Genomic DNA, 17,263 nt, shown 5'->3' with positions numbered 1-17,263 from the left:
GAATCAGCCCTTGCACTTCTCGGAGCCGGTGACCTCACAGACATGCCGCACGCCGTTGTAGTCGGCGTCCTCGGCGGGCGCGACGCCCCAGATACGTTCGTCGGTGATCCGGCAGTCGCCGGTGCAGAACCCCTGCTCCAGCATATATTCGGCATTCACCTTCTCGGTGAAGATCGTCTTCAGCTTGCCGACGGTCTCGGTGCCGAGCGCATTGTTCGCGGCGAACAGCGATCCGGCGATGGTCTCGGATTTCCACACCGTCTTCAGCTGGCCCGGTTTCAGGTCGCCCTTCTCGATCAGGGTTTTGTCGACCATCGTGTCGAAGGCGAACCCGGCGTCGCAGTCACCGGCGGCGACGGCCAGGGCCGACGCGTCGTGCCCGCCGGCGTAGATCGGCTGCACACCGGCCGACACATCGGCTTCCGACCCCGAAGCGATCACCTTCGATTCGATCAATCCGGCCGTCGGATAGAGGAATCCGGAGGTCGAACTCGGATCGACGAAGCACACCTTCTTACCCTTGAAATCGGCGAGACCGGATACGGCGGCGTTATCGGTCTTGGCCAGGCCGTAGGACTGGTAGCCGGGCTTACCGCCCTTTTCCTGGATACCCGCGGCGAGCGGGGTGAGATCGGCGCCGTTCACCCCGGCGACCACGTAGGCGAAGGGTCCGAAGAACGCCAGATCGACGTTCCCGGCGATCATCCCTTCGACCACGCCGGCGTAGTCGGAGGCCTGCACGAAGTCGACCTCCGAGCCGGTTTCCCGCTCCAGCAGCGCGATCAGCGGATCGTAGCTGGCCTTCAGATCGGTGGAGTTCTCCGCCGGGATCGCGGCCAGGGTCAGGGTCTCGGGGAAACCTTTTTCGTTCAGGGCGTCGGAATCACCGGAGCCGGAACAGGCGGAAAGGGTGAGCGCGAGGCCGGCGAGGGCGGCGGCCGCGGCGTGACGACGGAAGAACATGGAACGTCCTCGGGGAGAAGGGGTGTAGCGGATCAGGCGGATAAGAGCAGGGCGGGCAGTTCGGAGACGGAGTCGATGACGTGGGTGGCGCCGGCATCGCGCAGCGCCGGGGCGTCGTGGGCGCCGGTGAGGGTTCCGATCACGACGGCGGCTCCCGCGCGGAGGCCGGAAAGGATATCGCTGGAGGTGTCGCCGACGACCGCCACGCGGCGCAGATCATCGGTTTCGGTGCGCAGGACCGCGGTGAGCACCAGATCGGGGTAGGGGCGGCCGCGGCCGGCGTCGGCGGGGGCCAGGACGAGGTCGGCGATATCGGTCCACCCGAGGGCTTCGAGGAGCCGCTGTTGCGTTTGCTTACTGAAACCTGTGGTCAGCGCGACTTTGATCCCGGCCGCACGCAGTTCGGTGATGGTCTGTTCGGCGCCGGGGATCGGGGTGACGCCGCCCTCGTCGACGAAACCCTCGTAGGCGGATTCGAACGCGGCGTTGGCCTCGGCGGCCCGATCGCCGAACAGATGGGTGAACACCGCGATCTTCGACTGTCCCATGGTGTCGAGCACGTACTGCCGGGCCTGCTCGCGCTCGGGGCCGCTCTCGGGCAGGCCGACCGCCGTGGCGGCGGCGTCGAACGCGCGGACCACCGCGCCGTCGTCGGCCACCGTGGTGCCGGCCATATCCATTACAACCAGGGTGATATCGCTGATGTCGTGCACGGGATCGAGCATGCACCCTGGTCTATACCAGGGATCGGACGCCGGGCGAACGGCTGGTTAACAGCTGGTATAGACCAGCATCGCGGTAGGGTTGGCCCGTGTCGTCCACGGCCGAACCGCGGGTTCTCAAACATCAGATCGTCCGGGCTCGAATCGAGAAACTGCTCGACGGGCTGCCGGAAGGCGCCCCCGTACCCTCCGAACGCGACCTCGCCGTGCGCTTCGACGTGGCCCGCGAAACCGTGCGCCAGGCCCTGCGGGAACTACTGGTCGCCGGGCGGATCGAACGACAGGGCAAAGCGACGCTGGTCGCCGGCCCCAAACTCGTTCTGCCCCTGGCCCTGGGCTCCTACACCGAAGCGGCCCGCGCGGAAGGCCGCAGCGCCACCCGAATACTCGTGGGCTGGTCCCAGTTCCCCGCCGAGGCCGAACTCGCGGCCATGCTCGCCATCGAACCCGGCGATCCCGTCGTACAACTCGAACGCGTCCTCACCACCGACGGCGTCCGGCTGGGCCTGGAGACGACCCGCCTGCCCGCCTACCGCTACCCCGGCCTGATCGAAACCTTCGACTACACCCAATCGCTCTACGCCGAAATCGCGAGTCGCGGGGTCGCCTTCGCCGAGGCCGTGGACAGTATCGAAACCACCCTGCCCGACGCCCGCGAGGCCGCGCTGCTCACCGTGGACACCCGCACCCCGATGTTCCTGCTCAACCGGGTGTCCTACGACCCCGCCCGCGTGCCCATCGAACACCGCCGGTCGCTGTATCGGGGAGACCGGATGACCTTCACGGCCATCCAGCACCCCGAGCCCGGGAGTTCCCCGCACGCCGCGGGATAGGTTCCATGCCGCGGTCCTCCCCACCGGGCCCGCGAAGAGAACCTCAGCTCGGCGGGAACGCGAGCATCTCCGCGCGCAGGTCGGCGTTGGTCTCATGGTCCGCGGCAGCCCGGACCAAGGCGACCACCTCGGGCGGACGGGTTTCCGGCGGCCACTCCTGGCACACCGTCAGGGCGGCCCGGCGACACCGCACCACCCGGTTCGCGAGTGCCACCGGGATCAGTTCCGCACCGATCCCCGGGTGATCACTCAGCTTGCGCACGACCAGTTCCAGGCACATATCCGCGTCGTACTCGCTGCTCAACCCCAGTGACTCGGAAGGTCCCGATGCCAGCTCGCCCAACGGCAGCAGCTCGGCGGCCAGTGCCGCCACCCGCTCCACATCGGCCCGGCCGTCGGAGTGCAGCAGCCACTGCCAGATATAGGGGTTGTGGCGATCGGACCGCAGGCAGGCGACCGCTTCCTCCCATACCCGCATCTCGAGCCGGCGGGCACACGAGAGTGCGACGTTGGCCGAATATCTGCTTGCGGCGCGCGACTCGGCATCACTGTCCGGCGGCGCCGCCGATTCGCCGCGCGAAACGAGCGTCCGCCGCACCAGATCACGCCATCGACGCTGACCTGTCAGTGCCTCGTATCGGGCGGCGAGCCGCGCAGGTTCACCCTCGGGCCAGGGGAAACTATCGCGCGTGATCAGCCGGCGCAGGGAAAGTGCCGCGTCCAGCCGCCCGAGCGTGGGTTCGGCGGTGTCGAGCAATTCACCGAACCGGTGCATGACCGGAACCGCGTCCTCGTAGTCGCGCATATCCTCGGCCGGGCCGCCCATTTCGAGAGCCCGCAGGATATCGGCGGCGCCGTCGAGCAGTGCGTCGTCGATATCGGGTTCGAGCAGCGCCTCGTACAGGCCGCCGGTGGTGGCCGCGAGATGGGCGAGATATTCGTTCATCACGCCGTTGCGGAAACCATCGCGCAGCAACCACGCCCGGATATCGGGGTCGGCGCATCCCCGCAACCGTTCCACCGCGTGGATCCGGCCCCAGCCGTCGAGCCGCCGCGCCAATTCGAAAACCTTGCGCTGCGGATCGGGCTGGGTGTTCATCAGTGCCACGACGGCGAACAGGGCGAACTCCTCGAGCGACCCGAGGAGTTGCAGTAGTTCGCCGTCGCGTTCGTCGCCGCTCACACCGAGCAGCACGATGCCGAGTTTCGCGACTTCGCGCCGGGTGGCGTGCTCGACGACGAACCGCGCCGCCAGACGCAGCTTTTCGCGGGACACCGGGCGCGAACGCAATTCGCGGACCAGATCATCGGCGATCCGGACGGCTTGTAGCTCGGCGAGCGCGTCGAGTAATCTCGCGGGCTCGTCGAGCCGGGCGAGTATCAGATCGGCCAGTTCGGATACGGGCTGGGATTCGGGGCGGAAATGATGAGTGGAGACACCGTCGTGAACGACGCTGGGAAGAATTACCGCACCGGCCGCAGGATCGTCGTCCGGTAATGGATAGCCGCTGCGGGGCCACGGGCCCGGACCATGCAGTGCGGCAAGGGATAGCGCGTGGGCCACGAAGGTGGCCGCGCGGGGGTTCAACGAACCGGGCGCAGGACGCCCTTTCCATGAGAGGTCATGGGCACGAGCATGGCAGCTCGCAGACCCCCGCACAACCCCCGCGCACCGGCCGCCGGCGATCAGATACCGCCGGAGAGCCGCCCGTACACGAACAGCAGGATCACGTTGAACAGCGCGATCCCGGCCAGCGCCGGCCACTGTCGCCGCCAATCCGTCCGGGTGACCCGCAGCGCGGCGGCAGCGCCCGCGCCACCGGCCCCGCAGTAGCCGAGCGCCCACGCGACGCCATCGGCGGTCAGGCCCATCACCACGGTGAACAGCGAGAACACCACCGCTGTCACCAGAAGTTCGGTGCCCAGCAGACCTTCGTCCAATCTGACAGTGAACCGGGTGATCACGGCCGCGGCACCTCTCGGGCGTCGCGAACGAGTCGTATCCCCCATCCGTATTCCTTCCGATCGAGAGCCGTCGCATCGGCGCCGGACCCTGAATTGCCCGTGCTCTGTGGGAGTTCGAACTGCTGTGGAAAACCGGGATCGTCCCGGCTCGGATATCGACCGGTTACAGCACCGGGCAGGCGGACCCGAGATCCACTCCGGTCCCGACCTCCACCACCACCGACTGGCGGCTGCCGATCTGCTCGGCGTGCAGGTTGTGGGTGCCCCGGGTGTGCGGGGTCCACCGCGCTGTGACAGTCCCGGATTTCCCGACGAGTATCGCGCCGGGCGGGTCGAAGGACCCCTTTTGACTGTCGTAGAAACTCACATATTCACCCGGTTCGGCGGCAGCGGTCGCGGTGTAGGAGCAGCCGGTGCCGAACGCCGATGAACTACTACCCCAATCGATTCCCGGAGTCACCCGGAAATCGGTGACGGCCGCCGGTGCGGTGGGGGCGGCCGCCACCAGCGCCACGGTCAGCGCGGCGAAGGCCGACGCCGAGGTGACTACAGACCTGCGTGAGCGATACATCGACGATCCTTTCCGGTGACGACTGGTCGAACGGAAAAGCCGGTGCGAACCGGACCGGAGACGCGCGGCCGGTATCGCGGGAAACAGCGGAGATCGGGTTTCGTGCACACTCACGACCCGGCACGCGGGAACGCGTGCACCAGGCTACTCGTGTTTCCGTCTCCACCACCTCTGATCAGTACTTCTCGGCCGCCGCGGCTGCCGTTACCGATTCGGCGCACCGGCCACGCGCGCGGTTGCGGGTGGGGTGCCGCGCGCTACGGTCTGGATATGAGTTCTTCGCACTGGACCGCCGCCGATCTGCCCGAGCTCGACGGCCGCACCGTGGTGATCACCGGCGCCAACAGCGGTGTCGGTTTCGGCACGGCCACCGCCTTCGCCCGGGCCGGCGCGCATGTGGTGCTCGCCGTCCGCGATATCGGCCGCGGCAACGAGGCCGCCCGGGTGATCGGGGGCAGCCACGAGGTGCGGCGGCTCGACCTCGCCGATTCGATGTCGATCCGCGAATTCGCCGAATCCTGGCAGGGCGATATCTCGATCCTGGTGAACAACGCCGGGGTCGCGATGGTTCCGCGGGGCCGCACGAAGGACGGCTTCGAAATGCAGTTCGGTACCAATCATCTCGGCCATTTCGCGCTGACCAACCGACTACTGCCGCATATCACCGACCGCGTGGTGACGCTGGCGTCGGGCGCGCACAAGGTCGGCACCATCGATTTCGACGACTTGGATTTCGCCAAGAGCGGTTACGGCCCGGTGAAAGCCTACGGCCGGTCCAAACTCGCGAACCTGCTGTTCACCCTCGAACTCGAACGCCGCCTCCGGCAGGCCGGTTCGGCGGTGCGCGCCACGGCATCGCATCCCGGTTACGCGGCCACCGAATTGGGCACCGCGAACCGGCCGAAGTTCCTGGTCGGCATCGTTCATATGGCCGGGCGCCTCCTGGCCCAGACCCCGGAGCAGGCCGCGCTCCCCACCCTGTTCGCCGCCACCCAGGATCTGCCCGGTGCGAGCTACGTCGGCCCCGACGGTCGCGGGGAGATGCACGGGTATCCGACCCTGGTCGGGCGTTCGGCGCAGGCCAGCGATGTGACGGTGGCGCGACGGCTGTGGGAGGTGTCCGAAGAACTCACCGGCGTCGAATTCCCGTTGTCCTGAGCACATGCCCTCCTGAGCGCACCGGGCAGTACGCCGGAACCGGCAGCTATTCGCCCGGGGCGAGGCAGATAACGCCCTCGTTCATCCAGGACACGGCCGACTCACCGGCCGGGCAGTGGGTGCGCTTGTACTCGTTGGTGGATTCGTCGCATTCCCAGTACGAGGTGGGATCGTCGGCGCGGACCTCGGGGATATCGCTGCAGTCGCCGCTATCGGGCAGTTTGGGTTGGGCGGCGGCCACGATCGGCGAAGCGAACGCGGCGGCCGAGAGCGCGGCTACCGCGAGGGCTTTCGATGACTTCGTGGTGGCAGACATGCCCTCGTTCCTATCGACCCCTCGCACCGGCGATCAATCGTCACGGCGCATTCCGGTCCGGATGTGAGCCAGTTGTTGTAGCGATGTCACCCACCCGATTCCTGGCCGGCGGCACGTTCGCTTGACGGCCGCCGGATATCCCGGGCAGAGGTTGTACCGCCGCCCGGGCTGCACGGGCGGGCCGCGGCCCGCGGAGTTGTCCGATCGCGAGACCGAGCAGCAGACCGCGCTCCTCGGACGCCAGGTTGCGGGCGAGTAGCACCTGCGCGATCCACCGGAGTTGCGGAAAGAACCGCGCCACCGGCAATCCGTTTCCGGGGAAGTCGGTGTGCAGCCGTGTCAGGCCGCGGCCGCGGGCGATGCCCTGCCGGTAGCCGGAGCGGAAATCCGGCCGGTACCGGTAGGCCACCAGCGCGGCCTGCACGAACCCGACCCGGTAACCATGCCGGGCCGCACGCCAGCCGAACTCGATATCTTCGTTGGCGGGGTATCCGGTATCCAATCCACCGAGTTCGAGATACACATCCTTACGGCAGGCCATACTGCATCCGACCAGGATCGGCACCCGCACACCCGCCGGCTGGAAGTGCTCCGGCGCGGCGATCGGGGCGACGGTGCGCGGGTCGGCGGTGTTGAGGGTGTCGCCCTCGACCGCGGAACTGGCCAGGTCGTAGCCCGATTCCAGGTGCTCGGTCAGCCGGCGAATCCACTGCGGATACACGCGATCGTCGTGATCGCAGAACAGCAGCACCGATCCCGCGGCCGCCTCGGCTCCGACATTGCGGGCGTAGGAGGCGCCGGAGCCCCGGGTGGCCGCCACGTACCGCATCCGCAACTGCTCGCGACAGGGATGTTCCCCGGTGAAGGTTTCCAGGCCGGGCCGCGATCCGTTGTCGGCGATGATCACTTCGAACGGCTCGGTATGGTCCTGCCCGGCAAGCGCGGTGAGCTGTTCGTCGAGTTGCGCGCGGCCTTCCGCGGTGGTGATACGGGCCGGCACGATCACCGATATCACAGGTAAAGACATACTAAAATTTGCTTTCGATCGGTCACAGTCCCGGATATGTTATCGCCGGTCGGCCGATCGAGCAGAACTTGTAAGGCAGTAGCGGATGACATCCGTGACAATGCCGAAAATTCCCTGGCCTCTCCTGTAGCCGTTCACTACCGTGGTGCCCATGTTTGTAGGCACTGTATCGCCGAAGCCCTGGTCGCTCCGCTGACGGCGGCGACCCGGATCACACTCCTCTTCTGAAGCCGCCGTCCGAGCAGTCGTGCCGGGCGGTTTCTCGCTGTCCCGGCTCCACCCTCGAGCCGCGGAGAATCAGTGTCTCTTTCGCAACGGGGCCGATCGGCCCCGCACACACCCGTATCCACCACATCCGACGTCTCTTTTTCCGACGGCGGAAGTCTCCCGCCCCCACAGCAGGATCAGTTGCCCGCAGGGACGCACGCGCATATCCGGGCGACCTCGGTATCGGTGACACTCGGATCCCGTCCGGTGCTCACCGACGTCTCCGTCACGGTGTCCCATCGCTCGCGGCTGGCCGTGGTCGGCGAGAACGGACGCGGTAAAACCACCCTGCTGCACGTACTGGCCGGGCTGGTGCGCCCCGACAGCGGCACGGTCGGCCGGACCGGCACGATCGGAGTCGCCCAGCAGGCCATACCTTTTCGTGACGGCGAGACGGTCGGGGATCTGGTGGCCGAAACCATCGGACCCGCTCGGCGCGCCTTGCGCGAACTCGATACCGCCACCACCGCACTCGCGGCCGGTTCCCCCGGCGCCGATGACGCCTACGCCGCCGCGCTGGAGGCCGCCACCGCGCTCGACGCCTGGGACGCCGAACGCCGGGTGGATATCGCGCTGGCAGCGCTGCACGCGTGTACCGACCGCGCGCGTCCCCTGGCCACGCTGTCGGTCGGGCAACGCTATCGAGTGCGCCTGGCCTGCCTGCTCGGCGCCGCCCGCGACATCCTGCTGCTCGACGAACCGACCAACCACCTCGACCGCGACGGCCTGGACTTCCTCACCGAACGCCTGCGCGCCCATCCCGGCGGACTGGCGCTGGTGAGCCACGACCGGGCGCTGCTGGGGGATATCGCGGAGGAGTTCCTGGACCTGGACCCCAGCCGGGACGGTCGCCCGCAACTCTTCGCCGGCGGCTATTCCGGCTGGCAGGACGGACGTTCCCGGGCCCGGACCCGCTGGGAGAACGAGCACGAGGAACAACTCGCCGAAGGTGCGCGGCTGAAGGAGGCCGTGGCGGTCGCCCGCGACCGTCTCGACACCGGATGGCGGCCCGACAAAGGCACCGGTAAGCATCAGCGCCAATCCCGGGCACCGGGTGTGGTCCAGGCGCTGAAGCGGCGGCAGTCCGAGCTGGCGGCGCATACCGTCACCGTGCCCGACCCCCCGCTGCGGCTACGGTTTCCCGACCTCCCGGCCCGGCCCGGCGCTCCGCTGCTGAGTTGTGACGACGTCACGGTCGCCGGGCGGCTCCCGGTTCCCGTCGCGCTGTCGCTGGCGGCCGGGGAACGTCTCGTGATCACCGGCCACAACGGGGCGGGGAAATCGACACTGCTCGCGGTACTGGCCGGGGAACTCGAACCGACCACCGGGGCCGTGCGGCGTCATGGCACCGCCCGGATCGCCCTCGTCGGTCAGGAGGTGCCCGGCTGGGATCCCGAACTCACCGCCGCGGAACTCTACGACCGGCACGCCCGCGGGCTCGGCCTGCGCCACGGCGTCGACCCGGTACCGCTCACCTCGACAGGTCTACTGGAGAGACAGGCGCGCGATACCGCCGTCGGGCGGTTGTCGCAGGGACAGCAGCGCAGGCTGCACCTCGCCCTGCGACTGGCCGCCCGCCCGACGGTGCTCATCCTCGACGAACCCACCAACCACCTGTCGGCGTCGCTGGTCGACGAACTCACCCCGGCGCTGTCGGATACACCGGCCGCCGTCATCGTGGCCACCCACGACCGGCGGATGCTCACCGACCTCGCCGGCTGGCCACGGCTCACCGTGAGCGGGGCTTCAGGGTAGGCCGGGGGCGGGCTCCCCCGGCCGGGGAGCCCGCCCTGTTGAGACCCCCCGCTGCCCCGGCGCGGGGCCGCGCTCACATCTCGTTCGGCCGCCAGGCCGACACCGCCCAGATCACCACGATGTTCAGCGCGATGACAATGATCGACCACCACGGGTAATAGGGGATCCACAGAAAGTTGGCGATGATGGACAGCCCCGCGAGGAACACCGCCACGATGCGTGCCCACAGCGCGCCGGTCATCAACGCGATGGCCGCGATCGCCAGCAGGATGCCGAGCACGATATGCACCCAGCCCCACGTGGTCGCGGAGAACTGCAGGGTGTAATCGGGGCCCTCGACGAACAGCTCGTCGCTGGCGACGGCCGAGATACCGGCCAGGATCGACAGCACCGCCACCGTCAGCAGCAGCACCGCCGCCGCGATCGAGGTCACCGCGGCGACGCCCTGGCGCACCGGGGAATGCTGGGGTTGCGTTCGGTAGGTCATGGTCGGCCCTCCTGGAGTGGTCGGCCCATCACACTCAGGCGCGCGGCCCACCGCCTCACCCGCAACGGATGAATTCGGCGCACCGCGCATACCAACGGCCCCCCGGGAGCCACCGTCCGGCGCGACCCCCGCCGCAACGGCAGGGGTCGTGCCGGTCGCTGAAATAGCCGCCCGCGGTGGTGGTGACCAGGGGTGACCGGCGTCAGCGGTTCCAGTCGCTCCAGACCGGGGGCGGGCCCACGATGTGCACGCCGTAGTCCTCCAGCACCCCGGTGTGCTCGTCGTCGTGCCGCTCGTCCGCGGCGCCGACGCCCGTGAAGTACCCCTCCAGCGCGCCGGGGGTGTTCCCGATGAGCACCTCGGCGGTATCGGTGATGGTCTGGAAGGTGTGCACGACATTGCGGGGGCCGAAGACGAAAGCACCCGGTTCGGCTTCCTGCACCGCGCAGGTCTCCAGCGTGGCGCCGCCCAGCCAGAAACGCACCCGGCCCGACACCACCGTCCAGAACTCGTCCTCGCGGGTATGGAAATGCAGTGGGGGCGCGGACTCCTTGTTGAGGGTCATCCGCATCATGGTCAGCTGACCTGCGGTGTCCTGTTCGGTGAGCGACTGCTCGAAACGGGTGTTGTAGTAACCGTAGTCCGGCTGGGTCCAGGGGTTGCGGACACCGCCGCGGCCGATCGCGGTCATGATCAGACCTCTTTCACGTTGTGACACCGGCGCTTTCGTATGCGCCGTCAAGATTAGTCGGCCGACCGCGCCCGGGCAGGGCGAACGGATCGACGAGGGAACCGGGCATTGATGTTGCGGCCGGACCGTTTTCGCATGTACTGGACTGGACCGATTCGTTCTGGTGGGCCGGCGAGCGCTCGAACGGAACCCGCCCGGTCAGCGTTCGCTGTCTTCTCGGTGATCGTGCAGGGTCCGGTCGAGCAGATCGCGCAGGTGGGTGGTGAGTTCCGCGCGGTCGGCGGGGGTCGCGGTGACAGTGGCGGTGGCACGGACCCGGTAGCGACCGTCGGGATAGTCCATGACATGGAAGTCGCGGGCCGGGGCGGGCCGGTGGTCGTAGGCGCCGCCGGCGTAGACGGCCAGGTGGACGACCGCCGACCGGGGGCGTTCGAAGAATCGTTGTGCCTCGCGGCGTCCGGGCTGCGGGGTGTCGTCGAAGAATCCCGTGAATGGCCCGTCGCCGGCCTCGTCCACGGCATTGCGGTCCAGACGGATTTCCGGGCCGGTGCCGCGTGGAGTGTCGGGCAGCGCGGTGAGGACGCGGGCGGCGAGGGTGCGCGCGGTGGTGAACATCAGCCGGATGTCGCCCCCGCGGACGGGGTCGGCGGTGGGTTGCTGGGTGAGCAGGACCGCGCTCTGCCCGGAGACGGCCGCGTGGATGCGGACCCGGCTGGTGGGGTCGGATTCCACCCGGGGCGGTACCGGCGGGTCGGCGCCGGCGAACCCGGCGATTTCGATGCGGGCTTCGGGTTCCACCAGCACCCGCAGCGGGCCGTAGAGATCTTCGTCGAAGACACCGCGCAGCCGGGCCGCGGCCGCCTTGTAGGCGTGCTCGTAGGCTTCGGAGGTGCTCTCGGCCGACCGGTAGCGCAGCGGATAGGGCAGGACATCGCGGCCGATGGCGTGCCAGAGCACGGTGAGTTCCAGCGCCGAGAACGTCCAGGCGCGCGGGGTGGGGTCGGGCACCTCATTCCCCCAGGACGGGTGGAACCGTCTTGGGGCGGTGCTCCGGGTCGAGGCCGGTCAGTTCGTCACCGTGTTCCTGGGTGACCAGCGCTTCGGCGATATCGGACTTCTGTTTCTCTTTGTCGTCGTCGCCGCGCCCGCGCGCACCGCCCGGCATCATCGGGCCCATCCCGGGTGTGCCGCGACTCTGACCGGCGGCGGTCGCGGCCGTGGCGGCGCCGGGACGCCCCGGCCCGGTGCCGGTTCCGGGGCCCGGGACCGTCTGCCCGGGGAGGGGTGCGCCGGGTGAGCCCGGAGTTGATCCCACCGGGGCGCCCGGGGTGGTAGATGGGCTTCCCGGTGTGGTCGACGGTGTTCCCGGGGTGTTCGGGACGGTGGTTCCGGGGGACGGTGTACTGGACGCGGTCGTCGTATCCAGTCCGGCAGGGGTGGTAGTGGACGCCGGATTCTCTGTGGAAGCGGGCGTTTCGGCTGCCGCCTGCGGTTCGTTCGCGCCCGGGTCACCGGTTTCCGGGTTATCGGTCGCGGGCGCGGCGCCGGGTTGCGGCCCGCCGGTGTCGGTGCTGCCGTTCGGCTGCCCGGTCTGTGTTCCCGCCGGGCCGGGGCCGGTGGTGGTGCCGGGATCGTGTATCGGGTTGTAGGCCAGTGGTATCCGCGGTTGCGCGGTATCGCCTTCCCGGATGCCCGGCTGATACACCTTCTCCAGCACGGAATAGGTGGCGAGTTCGGCGGCGCTGGTGCGGTCGCTGTCCATCTTCCAGGACGGCCCCGGAACCCAGCCGGCGACAGTGCTGGCCCAGCCGGTATCGGGTGCGGGCTGCACATTCTGTTTGGTCACCTCGACCGCGGATTTCACCAACCCCACCTTGTCGGCCACGATCTTGCTGGCCGACACCAGATTGTGCGCCTTGGCCACATAGTCGGTGATCCCGGTGGCGGCGGCGGACGCGGACGCACCGGTCCACGATTCCGCCATGGCGGCGCGGATGGCGGGCCCGAATTCGGCGAGCCCGGTCTCGAGTTTCTGGGCCCGCGAGTTCCACATCTGGAACAGGGTGTCCATCGCGGCGACGTCGATGGACTGCGCTTTCCGGTACAACTCGTCCACATCGGCGCCGCGGACGTTCTCGAACAAACCCTCCGGGATACGGGCGTGGTGGAATTCGCCGTCGAACTGATTATCGGTGAGATCCTGGATCCGGCTACGCGCCGCGATGGCCTCGGGACTCTGATCCCCGTTGGCGGCGGCCAACGCCTGCGCCGCGGCATCGATATCCGCGGACCCTCGCACCATCGCCCCGAGCGGACCCTTCATGGCCAACTCCCCCAGCCCGACAACGATTTCCCCGAACGACGGTAACCCGACCATCCCCGCGCCCCCTCAGCTCACCTGGTTGTAGCTCTGCGAATTACTGGAATCCTGCTCCTGCACACGATCCAGCGAGTATTGGATGGTTTCGCCCATCAGCTTCAGCACCTCGATGTGATCCCGCAGGGCGGAGGACAGGTCTCCGTCTCCAGCCGGATCGACCGCCTTCAAGCCCAGCAGGCGGGCAAGTTCCGCTCCGCATGCGAACTCGCCCAGACCGGTTACATGCTCCATATCCCTGATGCCGTACAGACAGTCTTCGTAGACGCCGATCTGGGCATCGATGGCCGCGCGACAACCTTTAGCTACAGATTCATCGAGAAACAACCGGCCGGACTCGGCCTCACCCGCGAGGAATGCCCATTGCGATATTTCCTCTTCCAGACTCATTTGCACGCTCCTACGACGGGAACACCGGAACCAAGGATTCCGCAGCGGCGGCGGCGATATCGCAAGGATCTCTCTCGTCCTCGGTAGAAACCGCCTTGTAGATAGATATTTCTATCGACTGGTTATCGGCCGGGAACCTCAAGAAGCAGACTTCATTGTGAGTATCGTTCGCCTGCTTGAACTGAATACCGGACCGACCGGATAGTGTGACTTCGGTGAAGCCGACATTGTTCGTATCCCGCTTCGAATCCTCAACCGTCTGCGTCGTCGACCACACACCGAGACGATAGTTTTCGCGTGTAGGTTTGTCCTTCCACGAGCACAACTTCCACCCTTCGACCCGTTCCACCCCTGAAATCGTGTTGTCCCGAGTAGAAGGGTCGACGCCAACTTGGCGTAGGACATCCTCACTGACCTGCGAGCATGGATCCCAGAGAGCCTCCGTTGCCGCAACCGCATCCGTCGTGGTCTCCGGTGACGCAGTACCGCCCGTAGTCGCATCACAACCAGTCACCGCAAGAAGCGCCCCCACGATTACCGCTACCGCCACTGTCGTGCGCTGCCCCACTACCCGCTCCCGTCGACCGTCACGTACTACTCCCGTAGTGTATGACGGCCCAGCGGCGGATCCGGTTCCATACGGATACCGAGCAGGGATGCGTCCCGCACGCCTGCCAGCACCCGACGGCCTTGTTTTTCGGACCGCGCACCGCTCAAGCGGAGGGCGTTGCACCGCCTCGGACCACCGCAATCAATCCTGTCCACGCCTCAGAGCTGAAAGCCAGCACTGAACTCTCAGGGTTCTTGGAATCGCGGACCCCGACCCGACCACTGGGCAGCCAGGCCACCTCCACACAGTCGGTCTGTCCTCCACTGTGGCTGCTCTTGAACCACTTCGCCCCGGCTAGCTCCGCACTCACGCCTCGTACTCCCTTGCAGCTCGCCTCAGCAGCTCTCGCGATTGCGCATCGTCATGCGCTGCACTCCGAATCTCCGAAGCAAGGTCATCGTAACGTCGTACATCCTCGTCGCTTTCGAGATAGAGGTCCGGCTTCCCATGGCCCTCGAAGTAGACGAGCGAAGGTTCGACGGTCCGCCCTTTCGTGTCCGTACCGAAGTCGAGAATCACGAATGGTCCGTGGAGAAGTCCTTGGGCGTAACCAGCTGTATATGGGTGGATTCGGATGTCGATATTGGGCCGTTTACCGATCTCCGCAAGGTGCCGCAGTTGCGCCGCCATCACCTCGGGACCGCCCACGACCCGCCACAGGGCCGACTCGTGCAACAGCAGTTCCAGCCGCACCGGATCGGCTTTCCGCGTGACGATCATCTGGCGTTTTATCCGCAGGGCCACCCTGCGCTCGATATCGTCCGGGCTTTCCTCACGGTAGAAACTGCTGATCAGGGCCCGGGCGTAGTCGGGAGTCTGTACGAGCCCGAGGACTATCTCCTGGTAGGAGATCAATTGCCGCGCCGAGGCCGACAGTTCCACGTACATGTTGAATGTCGGGTCGCTGTAGAGCCCCGCGAACGCCGTGTACCAGGACGTCACCTTCGCCTGCTCGGTCAGGTCGAGTGCGCGGGCGGTCTCCTCCCTCGAAACCTCGTAGAGGTCGCAGAGCGCGCGGACATCGATCGAGCGGACCTTCTTCGTCTTCGCCGTCTCGATGCGCTGTAGCGCCGCCTGGCTCAACTCGGCGAGCGCGGCGGCCTTCGCCAGGCTCAACCCGATCGCTTCGCGATGCTCGCGCAGGAACCGGCCCAGCTGCCGCCGCGGCAGGGTCGATGGTTCCGCCCCCTCGTCACCGGTCATATCCGTCCTCCATCCAAAAAACGAATCATTGGAAACCCCGAAATCGAATCGATCCGAACCCTGCTTCCGAAACCCGTTCTGGGACAGCGCGTCAGTTGTATCCGGGTCGGCCGATTCGGCTTGGACCAGCGTATGTCCCGTGATCTGCTGACGTCGGGCGAACGGGCGAGATCCCGCCGGTGCAGGGGCCGGCGAGCATCCGGCCGATTCGCGATGGGTTGCCGGGCGTAGCGCGCCGATCGCGGCCCGAACACCGTCCCCATGCCATGTCCGCTACCGGTTCCGGGAGGAACAATGCCGTACCCGCGCGCCAACCCACGGTCGATGGATCCCCGCCCGACGGCGGTCGGGTTCATCCGCACCGAACTCTCCGCCCACCACGCCCCACGCCACGCCCGCGAGATCCAGCGGCATGCCTGCGATTCCGGCTACCGCTACCTCTACACCGTGCGCCCGCCGGCCGATGATCCGAATCCGCTGACCTACGTCCGCGTTCTCGCCACCGAACTCGCCGCCGGGATCATCATCGCTTTCGACCTCGGTCACGTGGACAACCAGCCGCATCTGCTCTGCGATCTCGGCTACCGGCTGGAGACCGTCTGCCCGCATACGGTGTGGGCGCCGACCGTGCCTGCCGGTATAGCGGGCGGGGTTCCGGCATGAATCCCTGGTCGGCGTTGTGCACCGCGGCCTTCGCGGTGGCTCTGTGCGGGATCGCCGTCACGATCCTCGGGTGCGTCTGGCCCACCGATCCGCCCCCGATCGCCGACTCCGTACGGCGACCGCGCTGTCCATCCACAACCGTCCCCAGCCCTACCGCGTGGACCTGTGCGCTGCCGGGAGTCCCGTTGAGCGTCGACGACGCCCACAACGCCATGCGTCATCACCGCACCCACGACTGTCCACGTAAGCGGGCCGCCTTCGCCACCCTCACCACGTACGGCTGCCTCGTCCCCGACCACACCCGGGCGCCCTACCGTCGGCAGGCCGCGGCATGAACCATGTGCTCGTCACAGGCGGTGCCGGTTTCCTGGGCTCGCACCTTTGCCGCGCTCTGCTCGACCGGGGTGACCGGGTGACCACCGTCGACAACTTCGGCACCGGCCGGTACGCGAATATCGCCGGATTCACCGGCCACCCACGCTTCACCCTCCGCACCGCCGACACCACCACCCTCGGTTGCTTCGCCGACCTCGACCGAATCACCCACCTGGTCCACCTGGCCTACCCGGGCAGTCCCACCACCGCGGCCCGTCATGCGACCGCCGCGTTGCGCGCGGCGTCCACCGGCACCCTGGCCGCCCTCGACCTGGCCGCCTCCCACAACGCCCGCATCGTCCTCGCTTCGGGCCCCGAGCCGGCAACCGCGCCGGAACACCTCCACCGGACCGCCACTCCGGACGTGCACGCGGCCGGGCACCGGCTCCTGGAATCCGCCGCCCGAAACTATCGCGGCGCCGATATCGCAATCGCCCGGCTGCCCGACGTGTACGGCCCGCACTTGTGGCCTGGCGACGGCCGGATCACGTCGGCGATCTGCGCCGCCGCCCTACGCGACCAATCCCTGTACTTCGCATCGGATCGCCTACTGCATCCCCTCTACGTCACCGATGCCGTCGCCGCATTGATCCGAATGCTCGACACCGAGAATCCCGCGATCCTGGAAATCACGGCAGCCGCCGTACCTCTCACCAGGTTCGCGCGCACAGCAGTCACGTCGGCCGGCCGCGGATGGCTCGAAATCCACCCTGCCGCCACCTGCCTCGATATCCCGGAACCGGTTACCCTTACTGCGCCCCGAGCAGGACAGCCCGTTACCCCACTCCCCAGCGGGATACGCAGCACCCTGGACTGGATGCGTTCGATTCTGTCCGGCCCTCGCGAACCTCGGCCCGCGCCGTAGCCCGCGATGAAGCCACGGGCCCGCA

The 17,263-nt window shown here is 67.7% G+C and carries 21 protein-coding genes; 6 read left to right on the top strand and 15 right to left on the bottom strand.

The window, feature by feature from the left end; genetic code table 11:
* Positions 1-3: 3 nt before the first annotated feature.
* Together AB0F41_RS18155 and AB0F41_RS18150 are read right to left on the bottom strand one after the other, a co-directional pair.
* Complete coding sequence (locus tag AB0F41_RS18155; protein WP_357425149.1) at positions 4-963, bottom strand: phosphate/phosphite/phosphonate ABC transporter substrate-binding protein; 960 nt, start codon at positions 961-963, stop codon at positions 4-6.
* A 32-nt stretch (positions 964-995) separates the two neighbouring features.
* Entirely contained in the window at positions 996-1,667 is a 672-nt protein-coding gene (locus AB0F41_RS18150; RefSeq protein ID WP_357425177.1) for a phosphonatase-like hydrolase, read from the bottom strand.
* A 107-nt stretch (positions 1,668-1,774) separates the two neighbouring features.
* Here AB0F41_RS18150 and AB0F41_RS18145 point away from each other — a divergent pair, with 107 nt between their 5' ends.
* Complete coding sequence (locus AB0F41_RS18145; protein WP_357425147.1) at positions 1,775-2,518, top strand: GntR family transcriptional regulator; 744 nt, start codon at positions 1,775-1,777, stop codon at positions 2,516-2,518.
* A 43-nt stretch (positions 2,519-2,561) separates the two neighbouring features.
* On the opposite strand, the gene AB0F41_RS18140 is transcribed toward AB0F41_RS18145, so the two are convergent.
* The 3 genes from AB0F41_RS18140 to AB0F41_RS18130 all read right to left on the bottom strand — a co-directional run bounded on the left by AB0F41_RS18140 (position 2,562) and on the right by AB0F41_RS18130 (position 5,054).
* On the bottom strand, positions 2,562-4,106 hold the full coding sequence (locus tag AB0F41_RS18140) for a hypothetical protein (protein WP_357425145.1): 1,545 nt from the start codon (positions 4,104-4,106) through the stop codon (positions 2,562-2,564).
* A 98-nt stretch (positions 4,107-4,204) separates the two neighbouring features.
* The gene (locus AB0F41_RS18135; protein ID WP_357425143.1) at positions 4,205-4,483 is read right to left on the bottom strand and encodes a hypothetical protein; all 279 of its coding nucleotides are present in this window, start codon (positions 4,481-4,483) and stop codon (positions 4,205-4,207) included.
* 163 nt (positions 4,484-4,646) lie between these two features.
* Positions 4,647-5,054, bottom strand: a complete 408-nt coding sequence (locus AB0F41_RS18130) for a hypothetical protein (protein WP_357425141.1) — start codon at positions 5,052-5,054, stop codon at positions 4,647-4,649.
* Between the two features lie 264 nt (positions 5,055-5,318).
* On the opposite strand from AB0F41_RS18130, the gene AB0F41_RS18125 reads away from it, so the two are divergent.
* The gene (locus AB0F41_RS18125; RefSeq protein WP_357425175.1) at positions 5,319-6,212 is read left to right on the top strand and encodes an oxidoreductase; all 894 of its coding nucleotides are present in this window, start codon (positions 5,319-5,321) and stop codon (positions 6,210-6,212) included.
* A gap of 46 nt (positions 6,213-6,258) precedes the next feature.
* Here AB0F41_RS18125 and AB0F41_RS18120 read toward each other — a convergent pair whose 3' ends face one another.
* Positions 6,259-6,528, bottom strand: coding sequence for a hypothetical protein (locus tag AB0F41_RS18120; RefSeq protein ID WP_357425139.1), 270 nt, complete (start codon positions 6,526-6,528; stop codon positions 6,259-6,261).
* Positions 6,529-6,568: 40 nt separating this feature from the next.
* A complete protein-coding gene (locus AB0F41_RS18115; protein ID WP_357425137.1) occupies positions 6,569-7,555 on the bottom strand; it encodes a glycosyltransferase in 987 nt (328 codons plus the stop codon).
* Between the two features lie 408 nt (positions 7,556-7,963).
* On the opposite strand from AB0F41_RS18115, the gene AB0F41_RS18110 reads away from it, so the two are divergent.
* Positions 7,964-9,577: an ABC-F family ATP-binding cassette domain-containing protein gene (locus AB0F41_RS18110; RefSeq protein ID WP_357425135.1), complete on the top strand. Its 1,614-nt coding sequence runs from the start codon at positions 7,964-7,966 to the stop codon at positions 9,575-9,577.
* Positions 9,578-9,650: 73 nt separating this feature from the next.
* Here the strand turns inward: AB0F41_RS18110 and AB0F41_RS18105 are convergent, their stop codons facing one another.
* From AB0F41_RS18105 to AB0F41_RS18070, 8 genes are all read right to left on the bottom strand, one after another.
* Positions 9,651-10,064 (bottom strand): hypothetical protein, encoded by a 414-nt coding sequence (locus tag AB0F41_RS18105; protein ID WP_357425133.1) that lies wholly within the window; start codon positions 10,062-10,064, stop codon positions 9,651-9,653.
* Between the two features lie 202 nt (positions 10,065-10,266).
* Positions 10,267-10,755 carry a cupin domain-containing protein gene (locus AB0F41_RS18100; protein ID WP_357425131.1) on the bottom strand — a complete coding sequence of 163 codons (489 nt, stop codon included), beginning with the start codon at positions 10,753-10,755 and terminating at the stop codon, positions 10,267-10,269.
* 198 nt (positions 10,756-10,953) lie between these two features.
* Positions 10,954-11,763, bottom strand: a complete 810-nt coding sequence (locus AB0F41_RS18095; protein WP_357425129.1) for an ESX secretion-associated protein EspG — start codon at positions 11,761-11,763, stop codon at positions 10,954-10,956.
* A 1-nt stretch (position 11,764) separates the two neighbouring features.
* Entirely contained in the window at positions 11,765-13,132 is a 1,368-nt protein-coding gene (locus tag AB0F41_RS18090; protein WP_357425127.1) for a hypothetical protein, read from the bottom strand.
* A gap of 12 nt (positions 13,133-13,144) precedes the next feature.
* A complete protein-coding gene (locus AB0F41_RS18085; RefSeq protein WP_357425125.1) occupies positions 13,145-13,522 on the bottom strand; it encodes a hypothetical protein in 378 nt (125 codons plus the stop codon).
* A gap of 10 nt (positions 13,523-13,532) precedes the next feature.
* Complete coding sequence (locus tag AB0F41_RS18080; RefSeq protein WP_357425173.1) at positions 13,533-14,036, bottom strand: DUF3558 domain-containing protein; 504 nt, start codon at positions 14,034-14,036, stop codon at positions 13,533-13,535.
* Positions 14,037-14,235: 199 nt separating this feature from the next.
* On the bottom strand, positions 14,236-14,442 hold the full coding sequence (locus AB0F41_RS18075; protein ID WP_357425123.1) for a DUF397 domain-containing protein: 207 nt from the start codon (positions 14,440-14,442) through the stop codon (positions 14,236-14,238).
* Complete coding sequence (locus tag AB0F41_RS18070; protein WP_357425121.1) at positions 14,439-15,335, bottom strand: helix-turn-helix transcriptional regulator; 897 nt, start codon at positions 15,333-15,335, stop codon at positions 14,439-14,441. Before AB0F41_RS18070 ends, AB0F41_RS18075 begins: the two co-directional genes overlap by 4 nt.
* Positions 15,336-15,629: 294 nt before the next feature.
* On the opposite strand from AB0F41_RS18070, the gene AB0F41_RS18065 reads away from it, so the two are divergent.
* Genes AB0F41_RS18065 through AB0F41_RS18055 form a run of 3 tightly spaced genes read left to right on the top strand, consistent with a single transcriptional unit; the run spans position 15,630 to position 17,238 of the window.
* Positions 15,630-15,998, top strand: coding sequence for a hypothetical protein (locus AB0F41_RS18065; protein WP_357425119.1), 369 nt, complete (start codon positions 15,630-15,632; stop codon positions 15,996-15,998).
* A complete protein-coding gene (locus tag AB0F41_RS18060; protein ID WP_357425117.1) occupies positions 15,995-16,333 on the top strand; it encodes a hypothetical protein in 339 nt (112 codons plus the stop codon). Before AB0F41_RS18065 ends, AB0F41_RS18060 begins: the two co-directional genes overlap by 4 nt.
* Positions 16,330-17,238, top strand: a complete 909-nt coding sequence (locus AB0F41_RS18055) for an NAD-dependent epimerase/dehydratase family protein (protein WP_357425115.1) — start codon at positions 16,330-16,332, stop codon at positions 17,236-17,238. The genes AB0F41_RS18060 and AB0F41_RS18055 overlap by 4 nt, the downstream gene beginning before the upstream one ends.
* Positions 17,239-17,263 lie beyond the last annotated feature (25 nt).

The organism is Nocardia sp. NPDC024068, from assembly GCF_040638875.1.
Lineage (GTDB): Bacteria > Actinomycetota > Actinomycetes > Mycobacteriales > Mycobacteriaceae > Nocardia.
This window is presented reverse-complemented; position numbering and strand designations above follow the sequence as displayed.

What these genes read in the sequence shown, in the direction of transcription:
- AB0F41_RS18155 (WP_357425149.1), bottom strand. Translation starts at nt 963, where the DNA reads ATGTTCTTCCGTCGTCACGCCGCGGCCGCCGCCCTCGCCGGCCTCGCG.
- AB0F41_RS18130 (WP_357425141.1), bottom strand. Translation starts at nt 5,054, where the DNA reads ATGTATCGCTCACGCAGGTCTGTAGTCACCTCGGCGTCGGCCTTCGCC.
- AB0F41_RS18120 (WP_357425139.1), bottom strand. Translation starts at nt 6,528, where the DNA reads ATGTCTGCCACCACGAAGTCATCGAAAGCCCTCGCGGTAGCCGCGCTC.
- AB0F41_RS18115 (WP_357425137.1), bottom strand. Translation starts at nt 7,555, where the DNA reads ATGTCTTTACCTGTGATATCGGTGATCGTGCCGGCCCGTATCACCACC.
- AB0F41_RS18105 (WP_357425133.1), bottom strand. Translation starts at nt 10,064, where the DNA reads ATGACCTACCGAACGCAACCCCAGCATTCCCCGGTGCGCCAGGGCGTC.
- AB0F41_RS18100 (WP_357425131.1), bottom strand. Translation starts at nt 10,755, where the DNA reads ATGACCGCGATCGGCCGCGGCGGTGTCCGCAACCCCTGGACCCAGCCG.
- AB0F41_RS18090 (WP_357425127.1), bottom strand. Translation starts at nt 13,132, where the DNA reads ATGGTCGGGTTACCGTCGTTCGGGGAAATCGTTGTCGGGCTGGGGGAG.
- AB0F41_RS18085 (WP_357425125.1), bottom strand. Translation starts at nt 13,522, where the DNA reads ATGAGTCTGGAAGAGGAAATATCGCAATGGGCATTCCTCGCGGGTGAG.
- AB0F41_RS18070 (WP_357425121.1), bottom strand. Translation starts at nt 15,335, where the DNA reads ATGACCGGTGACGAGGGGGCGGAACCATCGACCCTGCCGCGGCGGCAG.
- AB0F41_RS18065 (WP_357425119.1), top strand. Translation starts at nt 15,630, where the DNA reads ATGCCGTACCCGCGCGCCAACCCACGGTCGATGGATCCCCGCCCGACG.
- AB0F41_RS18060 (WP_357425117.1), top strand. Translation starts at nt 15,995, where the DNA reads ATGAATCCCTGGTCGGCGTTGTGCACCGCGGCCTTCGCGGTGGCTCTG.
- AB0F41_RS18055 (WP_357425115.1), top strand. Translation starts at nt 16,330, where the DNA reads ATGAACCATGTGCTCGTCACAGGCGGTGCCGGTTTCCTGGGCTCGCAC.